22 protein-coding genes are annotated in these 18,189 nt (G+C 67.6%); 12 read left to right on the top strand and 10 right to left on the bottom strand.

What is annotated here, in order from left to right:
* Nucleotides 1-130 precede the first annotated feature (130 nt).
* The gene (locus tag BLQ10_RS08480) at nt 131-1,447 is read left to right on the top strand and encodes a M18 family aminopeptidase (protein ID WP_091560678.1); all 1,317 of its coding nucleotides are present in this window, start codon (nt 131-133) and stop codon (nt 1,445-1,447) included.
* Between the two features lie 33 nt (nt 1,448-1,480).
* Here BLQ10_RS08480 and BLQ10_RS08475 read toward each other — a convergent pair whose 3' ends face one another.
* Nucleotides 1,481-2,164, bottom strand: coding sequence for a DUF1345 domain-containing protein (locus tag BLQ10_RS08475; protein WP_091560675.1), 684 nt, complete (start codon nt 2,162-2,164; stop codon nt 1,481-1,483).
* 274 nt (nt 2,165-2,438) lie between these two features.
* On the opposite strand from BLQ10_RS08475, the gene rpsF reads away from it, so the two are divergent.
* From rpsF to rplI, 4 genes are all read left to right on the top strand, one after another.
* The gene (gene rpsF / locus BLQ10_RS08470; protein ID WP_090582123.1) at nt 2,439-2,744 is read left to right on the top strand and encodes a 30S ribosomal protein S6; all 306 of its coding nucleotides are present in this window, start codon (nt 2,439-2,441) and stop codon (nt 2,742-2,744) included.
* 55 nt (nt 2,745-2,799) lie between these two features.
* Nucleotides 2,800-3,375, top strand: a complete 576-nt coding sequence (locus BLQ10_RS08465) for a single-stranded DNA-binding protein (RefSeq protein WP_091560674.1) — start codon at nt 2,800-2,802, stop codon at nt 3,373-3,375.
* 125 nt (nt 3,376-3,500) lie between these two features.
* The gene (gene rpsR / locus BLQ10_RS08460; protein WP_003800144.1) at nt 3,501-3,740 is read left to right on the top strand and encodes a 30S ribosomal protein S18; all 240 of its coding nucleotides are present in this window, start codon (nt 3,501-3,503) and stop codon (nt 3,738-3,740) included.
* A gap of 17 nt (nt 3,741-3,757) precedes the next feature.
* Nucleotides 3,758-4,210 (top strand): 50S ribosomal protein L9, encoded by a 453-nt coding sequence (gene rplI, locus BLQ10_RS08455; RefSeq protein WP_091560672.1) that lies wholly within the window; start codon nt 3,758-3,760, stop codon nt 4,208-4,210.
* 114 nt (nt 4,211-4,324) lie between these two features.
* On the opposite strand, the gene BLQ10_RS08450 is transcribed toward rplI, so the two are convergent.
* Nucleotides 4,325-4,747, bottom strand: coding sequence for a DUF1801 domain-containing protein (locus tag BLQ10_RS08450; protein WP_091560670.1), 423 nt, complete (start codon nt 4,745-4,747; stop codon nt 4,325-4,327).
* Between the two features lie 139 nt (nt 4,748-4,886).
* On the opposite strand from BLQ10_RS08450, the gene BLQ10_RS08445 reads away from it, so the two are divergent.
* Nucleotides 4,887-5,516: an FMN reductase gene (locus tag BLQ10_RS08445; RefSeq protein WP_091560667.1), complete on the top strand. Its 630-nt coding sequence runs from the start codon at nt 4,887-4,889 to the stop codon at nt 5,514-5,516.
* A 31-nt stretch (nt 5,517-5,547) separates the two neighbouring features.
* Here BLQ10_RS08445 and BLQ10_RS08440 read toward each other — a convergent pair whose 3' ends face one another.
* Both BLQ10_RS08440 and BLQ10_RS08435 read right to left on the bottom strand, forming a co-directional pair.
* Nucleotides 5,548-6,120: a hypothetical protein gene (locus BLQ10_RS08440; RefSeq protein ID WP_091560665.1), complete on the bottom strand. Its 573-nt coding sequence runs from the start codon at nt 6,118-6,120 to the stop codon at nt 5,548-5,550.
* A 3-nt stretch (nt 6,121-6,123) separates the two neighbouring features.
* Complete coding sequence (locus BLQ10_RS08435; RefSeq protein ID WP_091560662.1) at nt 6,124-6,591, bottom strand: hypothetical protein; 468 nt, start codon at nt 6,589-6,591, stop codon at nt 6,124-6,126.
* Nucleotides 6,592-7,363: 772 nt separating this feature from the next.
* Here BLQ10_RS08435 and dnaB point away from each other — a divergent pair.
* Nucleotides 7,364-8,749: a replicative DNA helicase gene (gene dnaB, locus BLQ10_RS08430; protein ID WP_091560661.1), complete on the top strand. Its 1,386-nt coding sequence runs from the start codon at nt 7,364-7,366 to the stop codon at nt 8,747-8,749.
* 6 nt (nt 8,750-8,755) lie between these two features.
* On the opposite strand, the gene BLQ10_RS08425 is transcribed toward dnaB, so the two are convergent.
* Nucleotides 8,756-9,730, bottom strand: a complete 975-nt coding sequence (locus BLQ10_RS08425; protein WP_091560658.1) for an acyl-CoA thioesterase — start codon at nt 9,728-9,730, stop codon at nt 8,756-8,758.
* Nucleotides 9,731-9,875: 145 nt separating this feature from the next.
* Nucleotides 9,876-10,310 (bottom strand): DoxX family protein, encoded by a 435-nt coding sequence (locus BLQ10_RS08420; RefSeq protein WP_091560657.1) that lies wholly within the window; start codon nt 10,308-10,310, stop codon nt 9,876-9,878.
* Between the two features lie 149 nt (nt 10,311-10,459).
* On the opposite strand from BLQ10_RS08420, the gene BLQ10_RS08415 reads away from it, so the two are divergent.
* From BLQ10_RS08415 to BLQ10_RS08405, 3 genes are all read left to right on the top strand, one after another.
* Nucleotides 10,460-11,815 carry an MATE family efflux transporter gene (locus BLQ10_RS08415; RefSeq protein ID WP_175558530.1) on the top strand — a complete coding sequence of 452 codons (1,356 nt, stop codon included), beginning with the start codon at nt 10,460-10,462 and terminating at the stop codon, nt 11,813-11,815.
* Nucleotides 11,816-11,835: 20 nt separating this feature from the next.
* The gene (locus tag BLQ10_RS08410) at nt 11,836-12,429 is read left to right on the top strand and encodes a hypothetical protein (protein WP_091560654.1); all 594 of its coding nucleotides are present in this window, start codon (nt 11,836-11,838) and stop codon (nt 12,427-12,429) included.
* A gap of 84 nt (nt 12,430-12,513) precedes the next feature.
* Nucleotides 12,514-12,876, top strand: coding sequence for a hypothetical protein (locus tag BLQ10_RS08405; RefSeq protein ID WP_091560651.1), 363 nt, complete (start codon nt 12,514-12,516; stop codon nt 12,874-12,876).
* A 58-nt stretch (nt 12,877-12,934) separates the two neighbouring features.
* Here the strand turns inward: BLQ10_RS08405 and BLQ10_RS08400 are convergent, their stop codons facing one another.
* Complete coding sequence (locus BLQ10_RS08400) at nt 12,935-13,477, bottom strand: CGNR zinc finger domain-containing protein (protein ID WP_091560648.1); 543 nt, start codon at nt 13,475-13,477, stop codon at nt 12,935-12,937.
* A 215-nt stretch (nt 13,478-13,692) separates the two neighbouring features.
* Between BLQ10_RS08400 and BLQ10_RS08395 the strand changes: the two genes are divergently transcribed.
* Nucleotides 13,693-14,646, top strand: a complete 954-nt coding sequence (locus tag BLQ10_RS08395; protein ID WP_091561023.1) for an EamA family transporter — start codon at nt 13,693-13,695, stop codon at nt 14,644-14,646.
* Between the two features lie 98 nt (nt 14,647-14,744).
* Nucleotides 14,745-15,017 (top strand): DUF2277 domain-containing protein, encoded by a 273-nt coding sequence (locus BLQ10_RS08390; RefSeq protein ID WP_091560646.1) that lies wholly within the window; start codon nt 14,745-14,747, stop codon nt 15,015-15,017.
* 46 nt (nt 15,018-15,063) lie between these two features.
* Here the strand turns inward: BLQ10_RS08390 and BLQ10_RS08385 are convergent, their stop codons facing one another.
* From BLQ10_RS08385 to BLQ10_RS08375, 3 genes are all read right to left on the bottom strand, one after another.
* The gene (locus BLQ10_RS08385) at nt 15,064-17,361 is read right to left on the bottom strand and encodes a heavy metal translocating P-type ATPase (RefSeq protein ID WP_091561018.1); all 2,298 of its coding nucleotides are present in this window, start codon (nt 17,359-17,361) and stop codon (nt 15,064-15,066) included.
* Between the two features lie 87 nt (nt 17,362-17,448).
* Nucleotides 17,449-17,679 (bottom strand): heavy-metal-associated domain-containing protein, encoded by a 231-nt coding sequence (locus BLQ10_RS08380; RefSeq protein WP_091561021.1) that lies wholly within the window; start codon nt 17,677-17,679, stop codon nt 17,449-17,451.
* A 67-nt stretch (nt 17,680-17,746) separates the two neighbouring features.
* On the bottom strand, nt 17,747-18,109 hold the full coding sequence (locus BLQ10_RS08375; protein WP_091560644.1) for a metal-sensitive transcriptional regulator: 363 nt from the start codon (nt 18,107-18,109) through the stop codon (nt 17,747-17,749).
* Between the last annotated feature and the right edge of the window lie 80 nt (nt 18,110-18,189).

The raw sequence follows: 18,189 nt of genomic DNA, 5'->3' as shown, positions 1-18,189 counted from the left end.
ATGTCCATTGCTTAGACCGAGGGATGGGCATGTTCGTGCGCACCGCGGGACATGTCCATTCGCATAGTCCCCTGGCGCCCGGCGCCGAACCAACCCGGGGCTCCGGGCGTGCCGGGCTAGACTCGGAGCCATGCCAACACCGAGCACTGCCGAAGAGCACATCCACGACCTCGGCGCGTATGTGAGCGCGTCGCCGTCGAGCTTCCACGCCGTCCACGAAGCCGCGCGCCGGCTGGACGCGGCGGGCTTCACGGGCCTGGACGAGCTGCAGCCCTGGCCCGAGGCCGAGGCCGCGACTGCCGGCAAGTTCTACGTGATCCGCGACGGCGCCCTCATCGCCTGGGTGGTGCCACCGGGTGCCGGACCGACCACGGGCTTCAACATCCTCGGCGCCCACACGGATTCGCCGTCCTTCAAACTCAAGCCGAAGCCCACCACCGGCAAGTTCGGCTGGCTGCAGGCCGGCGTCGAGGTCTACGGCGGGCCCCTCCTGAACTCCTGGCTGGACCGCGAACTCCAGCTCGCCGGCCGGCTCGTCATGCGCGACGGCACACAGCACCTCACAGCCACAGGCCCGCTGCTGCGCTTCCCGCAGCTCGCCATCCACCTGGACCGGGCCGTAAACGAAGGCCTGGCCCTGGACAAGCAGCAACACATGAATCCGGTCTATGGCCTGGGCGATCCCGCCGGCGAGGACCTGCTCGGGCTCCTCGCGGACAGGGTTACCGATGCCGCGGTGGATCCGGCGCAGATCGGCGGGTACGACGTCGTCATTGCGGACACCCAGGCCCCGGCGGTCTTCGGTGCGCGGGGCGAATTTTTCGCCTCCGGCCGGCTCGACAACCTCTCCGCGACGCACGCCGGGCTCACGGCACTGATCGCCCACGCCGCCACGCCACTGCCGAACAGTGCGCCGATCGCCGTGGTGGCCGCCTTCGACCACGAGGAAATCGGCTCAGCCTCCCGCTCCGGCGCGTGCGGGCCGATCCTCGAGGACGTCCTCGTGCGGGTCTCCGACGGGCTCGGAGCCTCGGCAAGCCAGCGGCGGCAGGCCTTCGCGGCGTCGTTCTGCGTCTCGGCGGATGCGGGCCATGCCGTGCACCCGAACTATCCGGAGCGGCACGATCCCGCCAACCGGCCGGTCCTCAACGGCGGCCCCCTGCTGAAAATCAACGCCAACCAGCGCTACGCGACCGACGCCGCCGGGGCCGCACTCTGGGCGCGGCTGTGCACCGACGCCGGGATTCCGTACCAGGAATTCGTCTCCAACAACGTGATGCCGTGCGGCTCGACGATCGGCCCGCTGACCGCCACCCGGCTCGGAATCCGGACGGTCGACGTCGGCGTGCCCCTGCTGTCGATGCACTCGGCGCGCGAACTCTGCGGAGTCGAGGACCCGCACCGGCTTGCCACGGTGACCCGGACGTTTTTCCGGACGGCGACGTAGCTTCCCCGGCGCCACGCCCAGCCCTAGTCGGTGCTAGGCGGTCAGCCCGACCACGAGGTTGAGTGTGGCGGCCAGGATGATGGTCCCGAAAACATACGACAACAGGCTGTGCTTGAGCGCCTCGGCACGCACACTATGGTTCTCCAGCGCGGTGTCCGAGACCTGGTATGTCATGCCGAGGCTCGTGGCCAGATAGGCGAAATCCGTGTACTGCGGGGGTCCGGTCTGATTGAAGTTGATCCCGCCAACCGCCGCTCCCGCACGGGTCTCGGTGCTGTAATAGAGCTCCGCATACCGCAGGGTGAACAAGGTCTGGACCAGCAGCCAGGACAGAGCCACCGAGGCCAGCGCCAGCATTCCGCCGCCGAGTCGGGCGGCGCTGTCGCTGCTGTGTGAATCGATGACGACGGCGACCACCGCCACGAGGCTCGCCGCATTCGCCGCCAGAATCAGCAGGTCGGTTGCACTGCGGGATGGGTCCTCGGCCGTGGCGTGGTCGCGCGTTTCGGCGGGGTCCAAGCGGCCCACGACCAGCCAGACCCAAACGATGTAGCAGGCCGCGGCGCAACCCCAGCCGACGGCCGGAGCCTCCACCCAGTGACCCGACAGGCCGGTCGCCCCGGCGGCCAGCAACCCCACCAGCACCATGACGGCAAAGCGGAGCCGGCTGCGGCGGACCGGCGGCGGCAGGGCGGTGGTGTCAGTGTCGGAATCCATTTTCAGATCATGGCACAGACCCTGTGCCTGCTCCCCGATCCCGGGTGTGCGGCGGTTTTCCACATGAGGGTCGTGCCCGGTTCCCGCCGCCGGGCGCCCGGGGCTAGCGTGGCCCCATCAGGAATCGCCGAAACCAACCCCCATGCACTAGGATATTGAAGTCTGTGCTGCGCCCTGCCTCCGTTCCGGCGGCCGGGCACTGCATGACACCGCAAATGAACCTCCTGTTACGGAAATGCCGTAACCGCTTAGCCCAAAGGAGGTGGGTTCACATATGCGTCCTTACGAATTGATGGTAATCATCGACCCCGAGGTCGAAGAGCGTGCCGTTGAGCCGTCGCTTCAGAAGTTCCTGAACGTCATCACCAACGATGGTGGAACCATCGAAAAGGTTGACATCTGGGGCCGTCGTCGCCTGGCTTACGAAATCCAGAAGAAGTCCGAAGGTATCTACGCCGTGGTGAACTTCACCTCTGAGCCGGCTACCGCCAAAGAACTTGACCGCCAGCTGAGTCTCAACGAGACCATCATGCGCACCAAGATCACCCGCCCCGAAGAGCAGAAAGTTGTTGCTGAGTAATTCAGCAGCCAACCTTCAATCTTCATCCCCGCAGGAACGCACAAGGAGGCAGTAGATGGCAGGCGAAACCACTATCACGGTTATCGGTAACCTCACCAATGACCCCGAACTCAGGTTCACACCGTCCGGTTCGGCCGTAGCGAATTTCACCATCGCTTCTACTCCCCGCACCTTCGACCGGCAGTCCAATGAGTGGAAGGACGGGGAAACCCTGTTCCTCCGCGCGTCGGTCTGGCGCGAAGCAGCCGAAAACGTCGCCGAATCCCTCACCAAGGGCATGCGCGTGATCGTCTCCGGCCGCCTGAAGAGCCGTTCCTACGAAACAAAAGAAGGCGAGAAGCGCACCGTTATCGAGCTCGAGGTCGATGAAATCGGCCCGAGCCTGCGCTACGCCAATGCCAAGGTCAACCGCACCCAGCGCTCCGGCGGTCAGGGTGGACAGGGTGGCTTCGGCGGCGGCAACAGCGGCGGTGGCTTCGGTGGCGGCCAGGGTGGAAACCAGGGCGGCAACACCGGTGGAACATGGGGCGGCAACCAGCCCGCCGCGCAGGAAGACCCGTGGGCCACGCCCGGGGTCAGCAATGCGGGCGGCGGCTGGGGCAACGGCCCGGATTCCGAACCTCCCTTCTAAACAACATCTAAGGTCCGGCAACGAAAACCGCCTGGACGCCGCAAGGCGGCCGGGTGCAGACCGCGCCGGATCACCACCATCCCGTGGATCAATATCCACGGGCTCCATCGAATAGGAGCTCCACGATGGCTAAGGCTGAACTCCGTAAGCCCAAACCAAAGTCCAACCCCTTGAAGGCCGCTGACATCACTGTCATCGACTACAAGGACGTAGCATTGCTGCGCAAGTTCATCTCCGACCGCGGAAAGATCCGCGCCCGTCGCGTCACTGGCGTCACGGTGCAGGAACAGCGCAAGATCGCCCAGGCAATCAAGAACGCCCGCGAAGTTGCTCTGCTGCCTTACTCCGGCGCTGGCCGCGGCTAAGGAAGGGATTAACTAACATGGCAAAGCTCATTCTGACCCACGAAGTAACCGGTCTCGGTGCTGCTGGCGATGTTGTCGAGGTCAAGGACGGTTACGCACGTAACTACCTGCTGCCCCGCAACTTCGCCCTGACCTGGTCCAAGGGTGGCGAGAAGCAGGTTGAGTCCATCAAGGCTGCTCGCGTTGCCCGCGAGCACGCTTCCCTGGAAGATGCTCAGAAGCAGGCTGCTGCACTCTCCGCCAAGCCGGTCAAGCTGATCGTCAAGGCTGGCGCTACCGGTCGCCTGTTCGGCACCGTCAAGCAGGGCGACGTCGCCGACGCTGTTGAGGCCGCTGGCCTGGGCCGCATCGACAAGCGCAAGGTTGAACTGCCGGCACACATCAAGTCGACCGGTTCCTACCAGGCAAACGTCCGTCTGCACGACGACGTTTCCGCTGTGATCGAACTCGACGTAGTCGCAGGCAAGTAGCCCTCACCGGCTGCAGTCCTGAACTGCTGGAAGGCCCCCGTCTTCGGACCCCTCTGAGGGACCGAAGGCGGGGGCCTTCTGCTTTAACCCGGCCAACAACCCTGCCGGCTGCACTTAGCCGTGGTGAAGCACCATGGTGACATGCCGGTAGCCGAGCCGGATCAGTTCCGCCAGCACGGCCTCGTCGATGTCGTCGAGCTTGTTGACGTACAGGCAGCCGGCACCGACCTTGTGCTTGCCCAGCCTGCCGAGCAGTTCGGCAGCCTCCGGCCCGTAGGTCAGGCCATAGAGCGACAGGCTGGATTTCCTGGGGGAGAATCCGACCGCCGCAGCATCACCCTCCCTGCCGCTCGCGTACTTGTAGTGGTAGCGGCCGAACCCCACAATCGTCGGACCCCACATTTGCGCCGGCTCCCCCGTGATTCCGGACATCAGCGCCAGCAGACGGAACCCGTCGCCGCGCCGGACCGGATGCTCGACGGCGGCCAGGAACTCCTCCACCGACGCGCCGGTTGCCTGCGTTTTGTTTTCAGCCATGAGGGCAGTCTGGCAGAGCGCGGCAGCCCTGTCAGGCAAGACGTGTGCCGGGAATAAATCCACGCACCCGCCGCTTCTAGAGGTAGATGCAAACGCATGTAACTGCATTGCTGACCAGGATTCAACTTAGGAGCGCTCCGTGGAAACCCGCCGTATCACCGTTATCTCCGCCGGACTCGGCGTTCCCTCGTCGAGCCGCCTGCTGGCGGACCAGCTGGCGGCCTCGGCCGAACGGCAGCTTGCCGCGGCCGGCTACGCCGTGGACATCGAGGTCGTGGAGCTGCGGGATCTCGCCGTGGACATCGCCAACAACTTCGTGACCGGCTATGCGGCTCCGCGGCTGGCCGAAGTGATCGCCGGCGTCGTGGCCTCTGACGGCGTGATCGCCGTCAGCCCCGTGTTCAGCGCCTCCTACAGCGGGCTTTTCAAGTCCTTCATCGACGTGCTCGATCCCAAGACGCTGGAAGGCAAGGCCGTTCTGCTCGGGGCCACCGCCGGCACGGACCGGCACCAGATGGTGCTGGACTTCGCGATGCGGCCGCTCTTCACCTACCTGCGCACCCGGATCGCCCCCACCGCGGTCTTCGCCGGACCGCAGGACTGGGGAAACAACGACGACGACGGCGGCTCGCCGCTCTCGGTGCGCGTTGACCGGGCGGCGGGGGAGTTTGTCGGCCTGCTGCAGGACTCAGGCCCGCGGCAGAAGCCGGCCGCGCTGGAGTCGCTGCCGTTTGAGCAGCTGCTCGCCGGGATCACCGGCCAGCGGTAGAGAAGCGCACAGGGCCACGGACTTTGGTTGCTCAGTCGCCGAGCAGTGCGATGAATTCCCTGGCCTGCTTCATGGAAATATCCGAGTGGCGGGTCAGGGCTGTTGCTGCGGCCTCAGTGTCGCCGCTCTTGGCCAGGGTGCGGATCCTCCCGTAGATCTCATCATTGAGCATGTTGCTGCTCACCTCGCGCGTGACATCGCCCTTGCTGGCGATCGCGCGGTAGCGGTATGCGAACCGCTGTGGCACGTCGTCCTCGTCCGGAACGGCTTCCGGCGCGGCCTCCGGGGCGCGGAACGGCTGGGGGTGCGCCGCCAGTGCCGCGACGGCGTCGCGGGACGCGCGGAGGCCCTCGCCTGTGGCCTCGAGGTACACCTTGATGGCGGCCATCGCCTGCCCCTGCGCGATCAGGGCGTACAGCCGCCGGTGCTGCTCCTGGGTGAGCCTTGCGGCCGCCGCGCGCGCCAGCTCCGCGGAGTCGGGGCTTGGCTGTGGCGCAGCAGCCGGACGGGGGTGTTCGCTGCGGTGGTTCCAGGCCCGGATGGCCAGCAGTACGCTGGCAGCCACGAGTACCAGGATCAGTACGGGAATGAGCAGGGAGTCCATGCGCTACAGCCGATCTACGTAATTCTTGGCGGTCTTGAAGTCCGAGTGGGTCGACTCCCGCAGCAGCCGCATGGCCTTGAGCTTGTGACCGCCGCGGGCCAGCGACTGCAGTTCCAAGAGGAGCTGGGGGCTTAGGTGTCCGACGGCGAGCAGCGCGTCCTCGTGGCCGCGGCGGGCCCCTGCGGGGGCGGAGCCGCCCCGGGTCAGCAGGGCGGAGCGGGCGTGGTCGGCCTGTTGCGACTGCTGCTGTGAGTTCTGGCTGGGGCGCGTGGTCGCTTCGATCCGGGCACGGGCGGCCTCTGCAGCCTGGACCTGCGCCGCGTAGTGGGCCTGGGACTTTACCGCCAGTTCTCGCTGATAGCGCTCGGCCTCGGAGATGCCGAAATTCCGCGGCTTCAGGGCCGTGGTCGCCGCCCACAGCACCGCCGTCAGTATGAGGGCAGGCAACATGACTACCAGTACATCGCCCATGTTTAGAGCTTATGCCAGATTGCGGTTTATCCACAGCATGTTCCGCACCTCTCCTACAGTGCGCCGCGGCCGGCGTCAATTCGGCCCGGGGGCATGAGTCCGGTCACAAAATGTGCACATTGGGCGGCGAATGTGGCCTCCGGCGCCACAATGTATTCCCCAGCCGCAAGGTGCAGGCTGTGGATGAAGGTTGGCGGAAAATGTTTTGTGTCCACAAGATGAATCCAATGTTTCCGCAGGTCAAGTGCGGATTACGGGCTTAACTTTTTTTCTATCCACAGGTATACCCACAGACTGTGCACAAGCACCAGGCACTAGTGCACAGCTTATCCACAGGGGAGCGGGGAGGCCGGGTTGGTGCCTGCCCGATCGGCGGATAACGTTGCAGGATATCGGGCCTGGGAAGCGGAAAACCTGCGGTCGCCGGGTGGTGCCAACCAGGACCCCGCCCCCGGATCCCGGTGGCATGCGGCCGCACCAACGCTGTGGATAACAGCGGTGCGCCGGACCGGCGAGAACTGTCGGAGCTCACTGATAAAAATTGAGCGGCCGGCATGTGCCGGGTATTTCCGCTGGGCATCACTGCCGCTGGGCATCACTGCAGGTGGGCCACACGGCGGCTGGGCCACACGGCGGTTGAGCAACAGGGCACTGGGCACTCAGGCACTGGGCATTAAGACGCAGGATTCTAAGGCACAGGGCATTAAGGCACTGGGCTTACGCGCCGCGGCGAACGGACATCCGCCACGGCACACAATGAAGGACGGCAGTTTTGTCAGTTACGCATCTGGACTCAGTCGAGGGTACGCGGGGAGGCGAGGGCAGCCGCAAGCCCCCGCAGGACATCCCCGCGGAGCAGTCAGTCCTGGGCGGCATGATGCTGTCCAAGGACGCCATCGCCGACGTCGTCGAGATCCTTCGTGGCCAGGACTTCTACCGTCCGGCCCACGAAACCATCTACGAGGCAATCATCGACCTCTACGGCCGGGGCGAGCCCGCGGACGCCGTGACGGTCTCGGACGAGCTGACCAAGCGCGGCGAAATCAACAGGATCGGCGGACCCGCCTACCTGCACGAACTCATCCAGACCGTCCCCACGGCCGCCAACGCCGGCTACTACGCCGAAATCGTGGGCGAACGCGCGGTCCTGCGCCGCCTTGTCAATGCCGGCACCAAGATTGTCCAGCTCGGCTACGGACAGGACGGCGAGGTCGAAGACCTGGTCAACCAGGCCCAGGCCGAGGTCTACGCCGTCGCCGAACGCCGGACCGCCGAGGACTATGTGGTCCTCAAGGACGTCATGGAATCCACCGTTGACGAGATCGAGGCCTCGGGCCACCGCGGCGAGGGCATGGTGGGCGTCCCCACCGGCTTCTATGAGCTCGATGAACTGACCCACGGCCTGCATCCGGGCCAGATGATCGTCATCGCCGCCCGCCCCGCCGTCGGCAAGTCCACGTTCGCGCTGGACTTCGCCCGCTCGGCCGCCATCAAGAACAACCTCGCGACCGTCATGTTTTCGCTCGAAATGGGCCGCAACGAGATCGCCATGCGCCTGCTGTCCGCCGAGGCCACCATCGGTCTCCAGGACCTCCGCAAGGGCACCATTAAAGACGAGCAGTGGTCCAAGATCGCCACCACCATGGGCCGCATGAACGATGCCCCGCTGTTCATCGATGACAGCCCCAATATGTCGCTGATGGAAATCCGTGCCAAATGCCGGCGCCTGAAGCAGCAGCACGACCTCAAGCTGGTGATCCTGGACTACCTGCAGCTCATGAGCTCTGGCAAGAAGGTGGAATCCCGCCAGCAGGAAGTCTCCGAGTTCTCCCGCGCCCTGAAGCTCCTGGCCAAGGAACTCCAGGTGCCCGTGATCGCTCTGTCGCAGCTGAACCGTGGCTCCGAGCAGCGCCAGGACAAGCGCCCCATGGTCTCGGACCTGCGCGAATCCGGCTCCATCGAGCAGGATGCCGACATGGTGATCCTGCTGCACCGCGAAGACGTCTATGACAAGGAGTCCCCGCGCGCCGGCGAGGCGGACATCCTGATCGCCAAGCACCGTAACGGTCCCACAAAGGACATTGTGGTGGCCTTCCAGGGCCACTACTCGCGGTTTGCCAACATGGCGGCCGACGCCGGCGGTGGCGGCGGCTTCTAGCCGGCCCTAGATTTCGCCTGCCGCAAGCAGGTGGTTGGGCAGCCGGTTGCCCGGCGCCCGGCCGCGGATTTCCAGCAGTTCGCGAGCATGGGCGTGGAGCCGGACGTCTTCGCCGGAGACCGGGACCCACTGCGGAATCGGGACTGAGGTGCCGGCCTCGTCGCGGGCGACCATGACCGTCAGGCAATAGGTGGTGAGGTTCAGCTCGCGCCCCTTGGGATCTCCGGACCGGACATGGACGGCAATGTGCATGCCCTTCGTGCCCGTGTAGACCAGCCGGGCCTCCACCTCCACGACGTGGCCGATCAGCAGCGGCCGGTAGAACCGCACACCGCCGGAGAAGACCGCCACGGTGTCCTTCCCGCAGTAGCGGGAGGCGCAGACGTAGGCGGCCTCGTCGATCCACTTCATGACGATGCCGCCGTGGACCTTGCCGCCCCAGTTCACGTCCGTGGGCGCCGCCATGAACCGCAGCACCACGCGCTCTGCCGTGCCGGCGTCGGTGTATTCCTGTCCGCTCATGGCGTGGACGATGTCCTCGCGGACCTTGATCCGGGCCAGCGCGTCGTCCCGCTGATCGATTTCTTCCGGCGTCACGGGTTCAAACTGCGGCACCGGGATGGGCTTGCCGTCCGCGCCCACGGCCACAAAGATCACGATGCACTGGCTGCGCATGGTGGCCGGTCCGCCCTTGGGATCGCTTGAGGACACCACGGTGCGGATATGCATCGAGGACCGCCCGGTGTAGACGATCGTGGCCTCGACCTCCACCATGTCGCCGCTGTTGACCGGGTCCGCGAAGTGGATGTTCCCCACGTAGGCCGTCACGCAGTAGGACTTTGCCCAGCCGACGGCGGCGGCATAGGCCGCCTTGTCCACCCACTCGAGCACGGTGCCGGCGTCGACCGAGCCGCTGTGGCCGACATCGGTGGGGGCCGCGAGGAAGCGCAGGGTCACGGAATTGGGCGCGTTCTCGCTCATGCTGCGAGTTTACTGAAAGGCCCGGCAGGAGCCGCGGGCCTGCGACACAATCGCTGTCCGGGACGCCATAACCCGATGACATGCGACGGCGGGCGGCCACCAGGAGGTGACCGCCCGCCGTCGCGCGCTGTATGCCGTGAATGCCTTAGGCCAGGACGCGGAGCTTCGAGTTGGCGCCGCTGAAGAGCACCTTGTCCACGGAGACTTTGCCCGCCCCGACCAGGGCCACGGCCAGGGCGGCGGCAGCAAGGATCAGGACGAGTTCGTAGCCGCCGGTAGCGGCGAACACTCCAGCGGAGGCGTGGACGAGGAACAGGGCGCCGAGCATGTCCACGGCGAGGAGAACGGCGAACACGCGGGTCAGGACGCCCAGGATCAGGGCGATACCGCCGACCAGTTCGAGGGTCGCGATCACCGGGGCAGCGACTTGTGCCGCCGGAACGCCCATCTGGGTGAAGGCGGCCTGGGTGCCGGGGATGGTGAACTCGTAGAACTTCTGCCAGCCGTGGGCAGCGAACAAGAAGCCCGCGATGACGCGCAGGACGGTTCGGGCGGAGGTGGTCAGTGCGGGCTGGTTCATGGGAAATACCGTTTCGTAAATAGGAGGCGTCGTGGCTGTTTGCCGCCGCGACTTCGATTGCGTTCAAGATCAAGTCTTCCCGAAAATTAGTTGAAATGTCAACTAAAAGACGTGCGGTGTCGATTCATGGGCCCGGCTAGGGTTAAGCCGTGCATCCTTCCCCTCCGCTGTCCACGACCCTGCCGCCGTCTACAGGGCACCGGCGGGAGATCCTGCGCCTGGCCGTGCCGGCCTTCGGCGCGCTGATCGCCGAGCCGCTGTTCCTGCTCGCGGATTCGGCAATCGTGGGCCATCTCGGCGTGGCCGAGCTGGCCGGCGTGGGGCTGGCATCGGCGGTCCTTCACACGGCAGTGGGACTCATGGTGTTCCTCGCATACTCCACGACGCCGGCAGTGGCGCGGGCAATTGGCAACGGCCAGCTTGCGAAAGCCCTCGCCGCAGGACGCGACGGCGTCTGGCTGGCGCTCCTGCTGGGACTCGTCCTGGCGGTAGCCGGGTTCCTGGCCGCCGGGCCGCTCCTCGAAGTGATGGGCGCCCGCGGTGAGGTGCGTGGGTTTGCCGTGGACTACCTGCGCGGGTCCATGCCCGGCCTCGTGGCGATGCTGCTCATCTTCGCGGGCACCGGAGTGCTGCGCGGACTCCAGGACACCCGGACCCCGCTATTCGTCGCCGCCGCCGGTTTCACGTTGAACATCGCGCTGAACCTGGTCCTCGTCTACGGACTGGGCTGGTCCGTGACCGGCTCGGCCGTGGGCACGAGCATCGCACAGTGGGCCATGGCGGGCGTCTATGTGCTGATCGTCGGGCGCAACGCCCGCAACAACGGGGTGCCCCTATGGCCGCACTGGCGCGGCATCCGGGCCCTGACCAGGGTGGGCTCCTGGCTGATGCTGCGCACGCTCAGCCTTCGAATCGCGATTCTCGCCACGGTGGTTGTGGCCACCGCCCAAGGTCCCGTCAATCTCGCCGCACACCAGCTGGCCATGACTATCTTCACGTTCTTCGCCTTCGCGCTGGACGCCCTTGCGATCGCGGCCCAGGCCCTGATCGGCAAGGAACTCGGCGCGGGCCGGCCGGTGACGGCACGCGCGCTGACGCGCACCATGACGCGGTGGGGGCTCGGCTTCGGCGTCCTGACCGGGATCGTCCTGGCTGCGGCGGCGCCGTGGGCAGGCGCCCTCTTCACGTCCGACGCCGAAGTCCGGGGGGCGCTGACGCTCGCCCTTTGGGTGCTCGCCGCCGGGCAGCCGCTGGCCGGTTACGTCTTCGTCCTCGACGGCGTCCTGATCGGCGCGGGCGACGCCCGCTATCTGGCGATCGCCGGCGTCGTCAATCTCGCGGCCTACTTACCGCTGCTGCTGGCCGTGGGGTATTCCGGCGCCAGTGCCGGGGCGGGATTGCTCTGGCTGTGGGCCGCCTTCTCCCTGGGCTACATGGCGGCGCGCGCGCTGACGCTCGGCCTCCGGGCCCGGACGGAGAAGTGGATGGTCCTCGGCGCCCGCTGAGTTCGCACTAAACTGGACGGGTGACTCTTCCCGCAGCGCCTGACGCGACCCCTGCCATCCGCGCCGCGGCCGACCTCTGGAAGCCCGTGCTCGTCAGGGCGGCCGTTGCGCTCGTGTTTGGTGCGGTCACCGTGTTCTGGGCCGCGCCGTCCGAGGCCGGCATGGGCTGGGCCGGCGGCCTCTATCTGCTGGCCACCGGTGTGGCGATGCTCTGGACCGTGCCCAAGACCGGGCTCCGCCCCCGGGAAGGCGCCGGCAGGATCCTCTCCGCCGGCGGAGCAGCCCTGGCCGGAGCCGGCGCGGCCGTAGCCCTGATCCCGGCCCCACTCGTCTTCGGAACGATCGCGGCCGTGGGCCTGGGCGTGGCCGGCGCCGCGGAGCTGGTCGCGGGCGTCCTCGCCCGCGGACGGTCCGTGCTGGCCCGCGACTGGATCGCCTCCGGCGTGATCGGGCTGGGCACTGCAATCGCGCTGCCGTTCTTCATCGGCCTCGGCGCGCACGCGCTCCTCGGTGTTGCGGGCGGCGGGGCCATCATCGGCGGCGTCCTGTGGATGCTGTCCGGCCTGACCCTGCGGCATGATGCTCCGGGCGATTCCGTGGAGGCCGTAAACTAGTACGGACAGGTTCTACCCGGCGTAGAACAATTGCGGTAACAAGACAGCCACGCTTCCCCGCGCGGGCTGCAGGAGGAAAACACCTTGGCACAGCAGAAACCCGGAGCGCCCCGCAGCCTGCGGACCTCGGTCAAGGGACCGCTCATGTTCTCGGCGTTCTGGGCCGTGGTGGTGTTCTTCGGCGTCCTGATCTTCGCCTCGGGCGGCAGCGCCCGCTCACCCCGGTTCGACCTCGCGCTGACCGGCGCCGGGATCGCCTTCATTGTGATCCTGGTGGTGGCCGCCATGCTCGCGATGAGCCACAAGGACAACCCCGCGGACCTGGGCAAGGGCTCCGGCGTCAACCTCAGTTCCAAGCGCCCGTCCTCCGGCCACGGCGGCCCGTCAGCGCAGCCCCGCCCCGAGGCCGGCCCCGGCGATTCCCGTGACGGCGGCCCGCAGGCCTAACACCGCAGGCCTACCGCCGCAGGCTTAGCAGCGAGGGCCACAGCCCGGGCCGTCGCCGTCAGGACGCGGCTTTCCGGGCCCGGTACGCGGCCACGTGCGCGCGGTTGGCGCAGTTTCCCGTGTCGCAGTAGCGCTTCGAGCGGTTGCGGCTCAGATCCAGCACGACGGCGTCGCAGTCGTCCGCGGCGCAGACCAGCAGACGGTCCGTTTCCTTACTGCGGATCACGTCAACGATCGCCATGGCCGCCTCCGTACTCATCCGGTCGGCCAGCGGGGCCTCCGGGGTGGTGGCGTGCAGGTGCCAGTCCCAAGGATCGTGCTTGACCAGCTGGGGCAGCGCCCGGGCCTCCCGGAGCAGCCGGTTCACGGTCTCCGCGGCAGTGGCCTCGTCCGCCAGCCAGAGCTCGGCGAGCTCGCTGCGCAGGTGCCGCACGCTTGCCAGCTCGGCCTCGTCCCGGATCCGGGAACCGGTGAAGCCCTCGGCGTCCAGGAAGTCGTCCAGATCTTTCGCGGTGGCCAAATGCTCCTCGCCGTTGGCGGAGGTGTTGATGAGGTTGACCACAGAGCGCAGGGCAACTTCCGTGTCAGGGGCAAAAACCATCTTGACTCCTTACCTCGTCCGGGCGTAATGTCATGACCATAACCCTACTTTACTCCTGACAGGAGATTGCCGTGTCTGCCCCCCACCGCCCCGCCGCCGCCCCGGTACGAGACCTTGCCGCCCACCGGCCCGCCTCCGAACCGGGCAGCGCCACGCGGGGCGCGAGCCAAGGAGCAGCGCAGGGGGCCCAGCGGGCCGGCGCGGCATCGGGCTTCATGGCCTCGGGCCTGGGGGTCGCCCTGTTTTCGTCCGCGGTGTTCGGGCTCTCCGGGTCATTCGCCAAGGCGCTCCTGGAAACGGGGTGGACACCCGGCGCGGCCGTCACGGCCCGGCTCACGGGCGCGGCCCTGATTCTGGCCGTCCCCGCCATTTTCGCCCTGCGCGGGCGGTGGCACCAGCTCCGGGACAATTGGCTGACCGTCGTGTTGTTCGGATTCATCGGCGTCGCCGCCTGCCAGCTGTTTTACTTCAACGCCGTGTCCCGGCTGTCGGTCGGCGTCGCCCTGCTGCTGGAGTACCTCGCGCCGGTCCTGATCGTGCTCTGGCTGTGGGCCGTCAGCCGGAAACGGCCGCGGCCACTGACCATTGCCGGCACGCTCCTGTCCCTCGGCGGGCTGGTCCTGGTCCTGGACCTCACGGGAGCCGTGAAGGTCGACCTCATCGGCGTGCTGTGGGGGATCGCGGCCGCCGTCTGCCTCGCCATCTACTTCTTCATCACGGCCAAGGAAAACGACACCCTCCCGCCCATCGTCCTGGCCTCCGGCGGGCTCATGGTGGGCGCGATCGTCATGTGGCTGACCGCGGCAACCGGGCTGCTGCCGATGGCCTTCAGCACCGCCGACACCCGCCTCGGACCCTGGGTGACCCCGTGGTGGGTGGCCCTGGGCGGCCTCGTGGTCCTGGCCACGGTGGTGGCGTACGTGTCCGGAATTGTCGCCGCGCGGGCGCTGGGCTCGAAAGTCGCGTCCTTTGTCTCGCTCACCGAGGTGCTGTTCGCCGTCATCTGGGCGTGGCTGCTGCTCGGCGAACTGCCCGGATCCATCCAGCTCCTGGGCGGGCTGCTGATCGTCGGGGGCGTGGTGCTGGTCCGGCTGGACGAGCTCCGCGCCCCGGCCGGCACCGGCGCGGCAGCGCTGGATCACGCGAACGACTGCGAGCCCGTGCCGTAAGCCGCCACCCACCTCAGCCCTCGCAGGCCCGCCTGCCGGGTGCCAGCATTCGGGCCAGGGCCCTCGTTCCCTGGCCCGAAGGCATTTAGCATGGAGATATGTGCCGAAACATCCGGACCCTCCACAATTTTGAGCCCCACGCGACCACCGCCGAGGTGGAGGCTGCGGCGCTGCAATACGTGCGCAAGATCAGTGGGAGCACCAAGCCTTCCAAGGCCAACGAAGAGGCCTTCAACCAGGCTGTGCATGAGATTGCCCACGCGACGCAGCACCTGCTCGACTCCCTGGTGACCCACGCCCCGGCAAAGGACCGCGGGGAGGAAGCCGCTAAGGCCAAAGCCCGGGCTGCCGTCCGCTACGGCGCGGCCTGAGCCAGCGGCGCCCGCCTGAGGCAGCGGCGCCCGGGCGAATGCCGGCTTAGCTGCCGAAGCTGCGCAGCCGAAGCGAGTTGGCCACCACCAGCACCGAGCTGGCGGCCATCGCGGCGCCGGCAATCATCGGGTTGAGCAGGCCCAGGGCTGCCACCGGAATGCCCACGGCGTTGTAGAAGAACGCCCAGAATAGGTTGGTCTTGATGGTGCCGAGCGTCCGGCGGGAGAGCTCGATCGCCTGCGCCACCTGCCCGAGGTCGTTGCCCATCACCGTTAGATCGGCAGCCTCGATTGCGACGTCGGTGCCGGAGCCCATCGCGATGCCCAGGTCCGCCTGCGCCAGCGCCGCGGCGTCGTTGACCCCGTCCCCGGCCACCGCCACAATGGCGCCCGCCGCTTGCAGCTTCCGCACGGCCCCGACCTTGCCCTCCGGGAGCACACCCGCGAAGACGTCGTCCGGGCTGATCCCGACGGCGGCCGCCACCTGCGCGGCCACGGCGGTGTTGTCACCGGTCAGCAGGATCGGCCGGAGCCCAAGTTCCCGGAGCCGGGTGACCGCGGCTGCGGAGCCGGGCTTGACGGTGTCCCGCAGGCGGATGATGCCGGCGGTTTCGCCGTCAACGGCAACCCAGATGGCCGTGGCGCCCGCGTCTTCGGCAGCGGCCAGCGCCTCCCGCTGTGCCGGTGCCGGGGCGATGCCGAGCTCCAGCAGCCAGCCGGTGCGCCCCGCGGCTACGAGCCGGCCGTCCACGGTGCCCTGAACGCCGCCGCCGGGCGCGGAACGGAAGCCGGCGACGGCGGGGTGGCCGGCGCCGTCGCTGTTCAAGCGCTCCGCGGCCAATGCCGCAGTGGCGATGGCCCGGGCGATGGGGTGCTCGGAGGCGTTTTCCACGGCCCCCGCGAGGCGCAGGACCTCGGCTTCACTGTACGGTCCGAAGCCCTGGATGCCGTCCACGGCAAGCCGGCCGGTGGTGACGGTCCCGGTCTTGTCCAGCAGGATCGTGTCCACCGTCCGGGTGTCCTCGAGGACCTGCGGCCCCTTGATCAGGATGCCGAGCTGGGCGCCGCGGCCGGTTCCCGTGAGCAGGCCCACCGGCGTGGCCAGCCCCAGGGCGCAGGGGCAGGCGATGACCAGCACGGCCACGGCGGCGGTGAAGGCGGCCCGGACTTCCTCGGGACTCACGGCCGGTCCGGCCGCCATCAGCCAGGCCCCGAAGGTGAGGGTGGCGATGGCCAGGACGACCGGTACGAAGACGGCGCTGATGCGGTCTGCGAGTCGGGCGATCGGGGCTTTCCCGGTCTGCGCCGCAGAGACGAGGCGGCCCATCTGGGCCAGGGTGGTTTCGGATCCGACGCGGGTGGCGCGGACCAGGAGCCGGCCGGAGGTGTTGATGGTGGCCCCGGTGACCTGGCTGTCCGGGCCGACTTCCACCGGCACGGATTCGCCGGTCACGAGGGAGGCGTCCACGGCCGAGGAGCCGTCGAAGACCACGCCGTCGGTGGCGATCTTCTCGCCGGGGCGGACCACGATCACGTCTCCGACGGCCAGCTGATCGGCCGGAATCTTGTGCTCGGTGCCGTCGCGCAGGACCGTCGCGTCTTTTGCCCCCAAGTCCAGCAGGGCCCTGAGGGCGTCGCCTGCCTTGCGTTTGGCATTGGCCTCCAGATAGCGGCCGAGCAGCAGGAACGTGGTGACCACGGATGCGACCTCGAAATACAGGCCGCCGGAGCCCATGCCCTCGGCTGCCGGGTGTTCGGTCATGCGCGGGTCGGCAAGGAGTTGGCCGGCCGAGAACGCATAGGCTGCAATCACGCCGATTGACACCAGGGTGTCCATGGTCGAGGCCAGGTGCCGGGCGTTGGCGGCCGCGGCACGGTGAAAAGGCCACGCCGCCCAAGTGACCACCGGCAACGCCAGGACAGCGGCCGCCCACCCCCAGTTCGGGAACTGCAGCGCCGGGATCATCGAGATCGCGAACACCGGCACGGTGAGGGCGGCTGCCGCGACGAGCCGCGGGCGGAGCGAGGGCGCGGCCGAGCCGGCCGGAACCCCGGTGCTGGCCGGGAGTTCTGCAGGCTCAACCGGTGTGCCCGGGTACCTGGGGGACCGGATCGTGGCCTTATAGCCAGCGGCCGCGACCGTGGCGGTGATTTGGTCGTCGGTAATGTCCGCCGGGACGCTGACACGGGCCGACTCGAGGGGCAAGTTGACGCTGGCCTCGACGCCGTCGAGCTTTCCGAGCCTGCGCTCGAGCCGATTGACGCAGGAGGCGCAGGTCATGCCCTCGATATCGAGGTCAATGACGCGGCTTTCGGCCTGGTCCAACAACTGCTCGCTGCTCACTGCGCCCTTCTTTTCCCGGTCGATTAGCTTGGTGCCGTCCGACGGCGTCTGCCGTTGGCCGGCGTCTGCGCCCGCCGCGAACGTCACTTAGGCTTCGCTGGCGACCACGAGGTAGCCGGCCTCCGCGACTGCCTCGCCGATCTCGGAGGACGAGAGTGTTTCGTTGGAGGTGATCGTGACGGTGGAGATGCCCCCGGCCTTGAGATCGACGTCGACCTTTTCGACGCCGGAGAGCGCCTCAAGTTCTTCACTGACGGAGGACACGCAGTGGCCGCAGGTCATGCCGGAAACGTTGACGGTGGTGGAAACGGTGGCCATGGCGTGCTCCTTGTCGCTGGGCAGGTGGTGGTTCCCCGGCCCGGTGGTGTGGTGGGTGGTGCAGGTCCTAGCGCAGGAGGCGTCCGATGGCATCGGTGGCTTCCTTGACTTTGAAATCGATGGCCTCGGCCCGAAGCTCCGGATCCGGCTCGGCGGCGGCGCCGACCACGCAGTGCCCGATGTGTTCCTCGACGAGCCCCAGGCTCACGGCATGCAGGGCCTTGGTGACGGCGGCGACCTGGGTGAGGATGTCGATGCAGTATTTGTCCTCGTCAACCATTCGGGCGATGCCGCGGACCTGCCCTTCGATCCGCTTGAGCCGGCGAAGGTAGGCATCCTTGTTGGCGGTGTAGCCGTGCTGCTCGAGGGGCGCCGTGTCCAAGCTCGCGGGGTCCAGGCTCGCCGTGCCGGGAAGTTCTGACTCGCTCATGCACTCAACCTATACCCCCTAGGGGTATCTTTCAAGCCTCCGTGCGGGGTGGCGGTGCGGGCTGGCGCTGAATCTGGAAC

This window comes from Arthrobacter sp. ok362, assembly GCF_900102785.1.
In the GTDB taxonomy this organism is placed as follows: Bacteria; Actinomycetota; Actinomycetes; order Actinomycetales; family Micrococcaceae; genus Arthrobacter.
This window is presented reverse-complemented; position numbering and strand designations above follow the sequence as displayed.

What these genes read in the sequence shown, in the direction of transcription:
- BLQ10_RS08480 (WP_091560678.1), top strand. Translation starts at nt 131, where the DNA reads ATGCCAACACCGAGCACTGCCGAAGAGCACATCCACGACCTCGGCGCG.
- BLQ10_RS08475 (WP_091560675.1), bottom strand. Translation starts at nt 2,164, where the DNA reads ATGGATTCCGACACTGACACCACCGCCCTGCCGCCGCCGGTCCGCCGC.
- rpsF (WP_090582123.1), top strand. Translation starts at nt 2,439, where the DNA reads ATGCGTCCTTACGAATTGATGGTAATCATCGACCCCGAGGTCGAAGAG.
- BLQ10_RS08465 (WP_091560674.1), top strand. Translation starts at nt 2,800, where the DNA reads ATGGCAGGCGAAACCACTATCACGGTTATCGGTAACCTCACCAATGAC.
- rpsR (WP_003800144.1), top strand. Translation starts at nt 3,501, where the DNA reads ATGGCTAAGGCTGAACTCCGTAAGCCCAAACCAAAGTCCAACCCCTTG.
- rplI (WP_091560672.1), top strand. Translation starts at nt 3,758, where the DNA reads ATGGCAAAGCTCATTCTGACCCACGAAGTAACCGGTCTCGGTGCTGCT.
- BLQ10_RS08450 (WP_091560670.1), bottom strand. Translation starts at nt 4,747, where the DNA reads ATGGCTGAAAACAAAACGCAGGCAACCGGCGCGTCGGTGGAGGAGTTC.
- BLQ10_RS08440 (WP_091560665.1), bottom strand. Translation starts at nt 6,120, where the DNA reads ATGGACTCCCTGCTCATTCCCGTACTGATCCTGGTACTCGTGGCTGCC.
- BLQ10_RS08435 (WP_091560662.1), bottom strand. Translation starts at nt 6,591, where the DNA reads ATGGGCGATGTACTGGTAGTCATGTTGCCTGCCCTCATACTGACGGCG.
- BLQ10_RS08425 (WP_091560658.1), bottom strand. Translation starts at nt 9,730, where the DNA reads ATGAGCGAGAACGCGCCCAATTCCGTGACCCTGCGCTTCCTCGCGGCC.
- BLQ10_RS08420 (WP_091560657.1), bottom strand. Translation starts at nt 10,310, where the DNA reads ATGAACCAGCCCGCACTGACCACCTCCGCCCGAACCGTCCTGCGCGTC.
- BLQ10_RS08400 (WP_091560648.1), bottom strand. Translation starts at nt 13,477, where the DNA reads ATGGTTTTTGCCCCTGACACGGAAGTTGCCCTGCGCTCTGTGGTCAAC.
- BLQ10_RS08395 (WP_091561023.1), top strand. Translation starts at nt 13,693, where the DNA reads ATGGCCTCGGGCCTGGGGGTCGCCCTGTTTTCGTCCGCGGTGTTCGGG.
- BLQ10_RS08390 (WP_091560646.1), top strand. Translation starts at nt 14,745, where the DNA reads ATGTGCCGAAACATCCGGACCCTCCACAATTTTGAGCCCCACGCGACC.
- BLQ10_RS08380 (WP_091561021.1), bottom strand. Translation starts at nt 17,679, where the DNA reads ATGGCCACCGTTTCCACCACCGTCAACGTTTCCGGCATGACCTGCGGC.
- BLQ10_RS08375 (WP_091560644.1), bottom strand. Translation starts at nt 18,109, where the DNA reads ATGAGCGAGTCAGAACTTCCCGGCACGGCGAGCCTGGACCCCGCGAGC.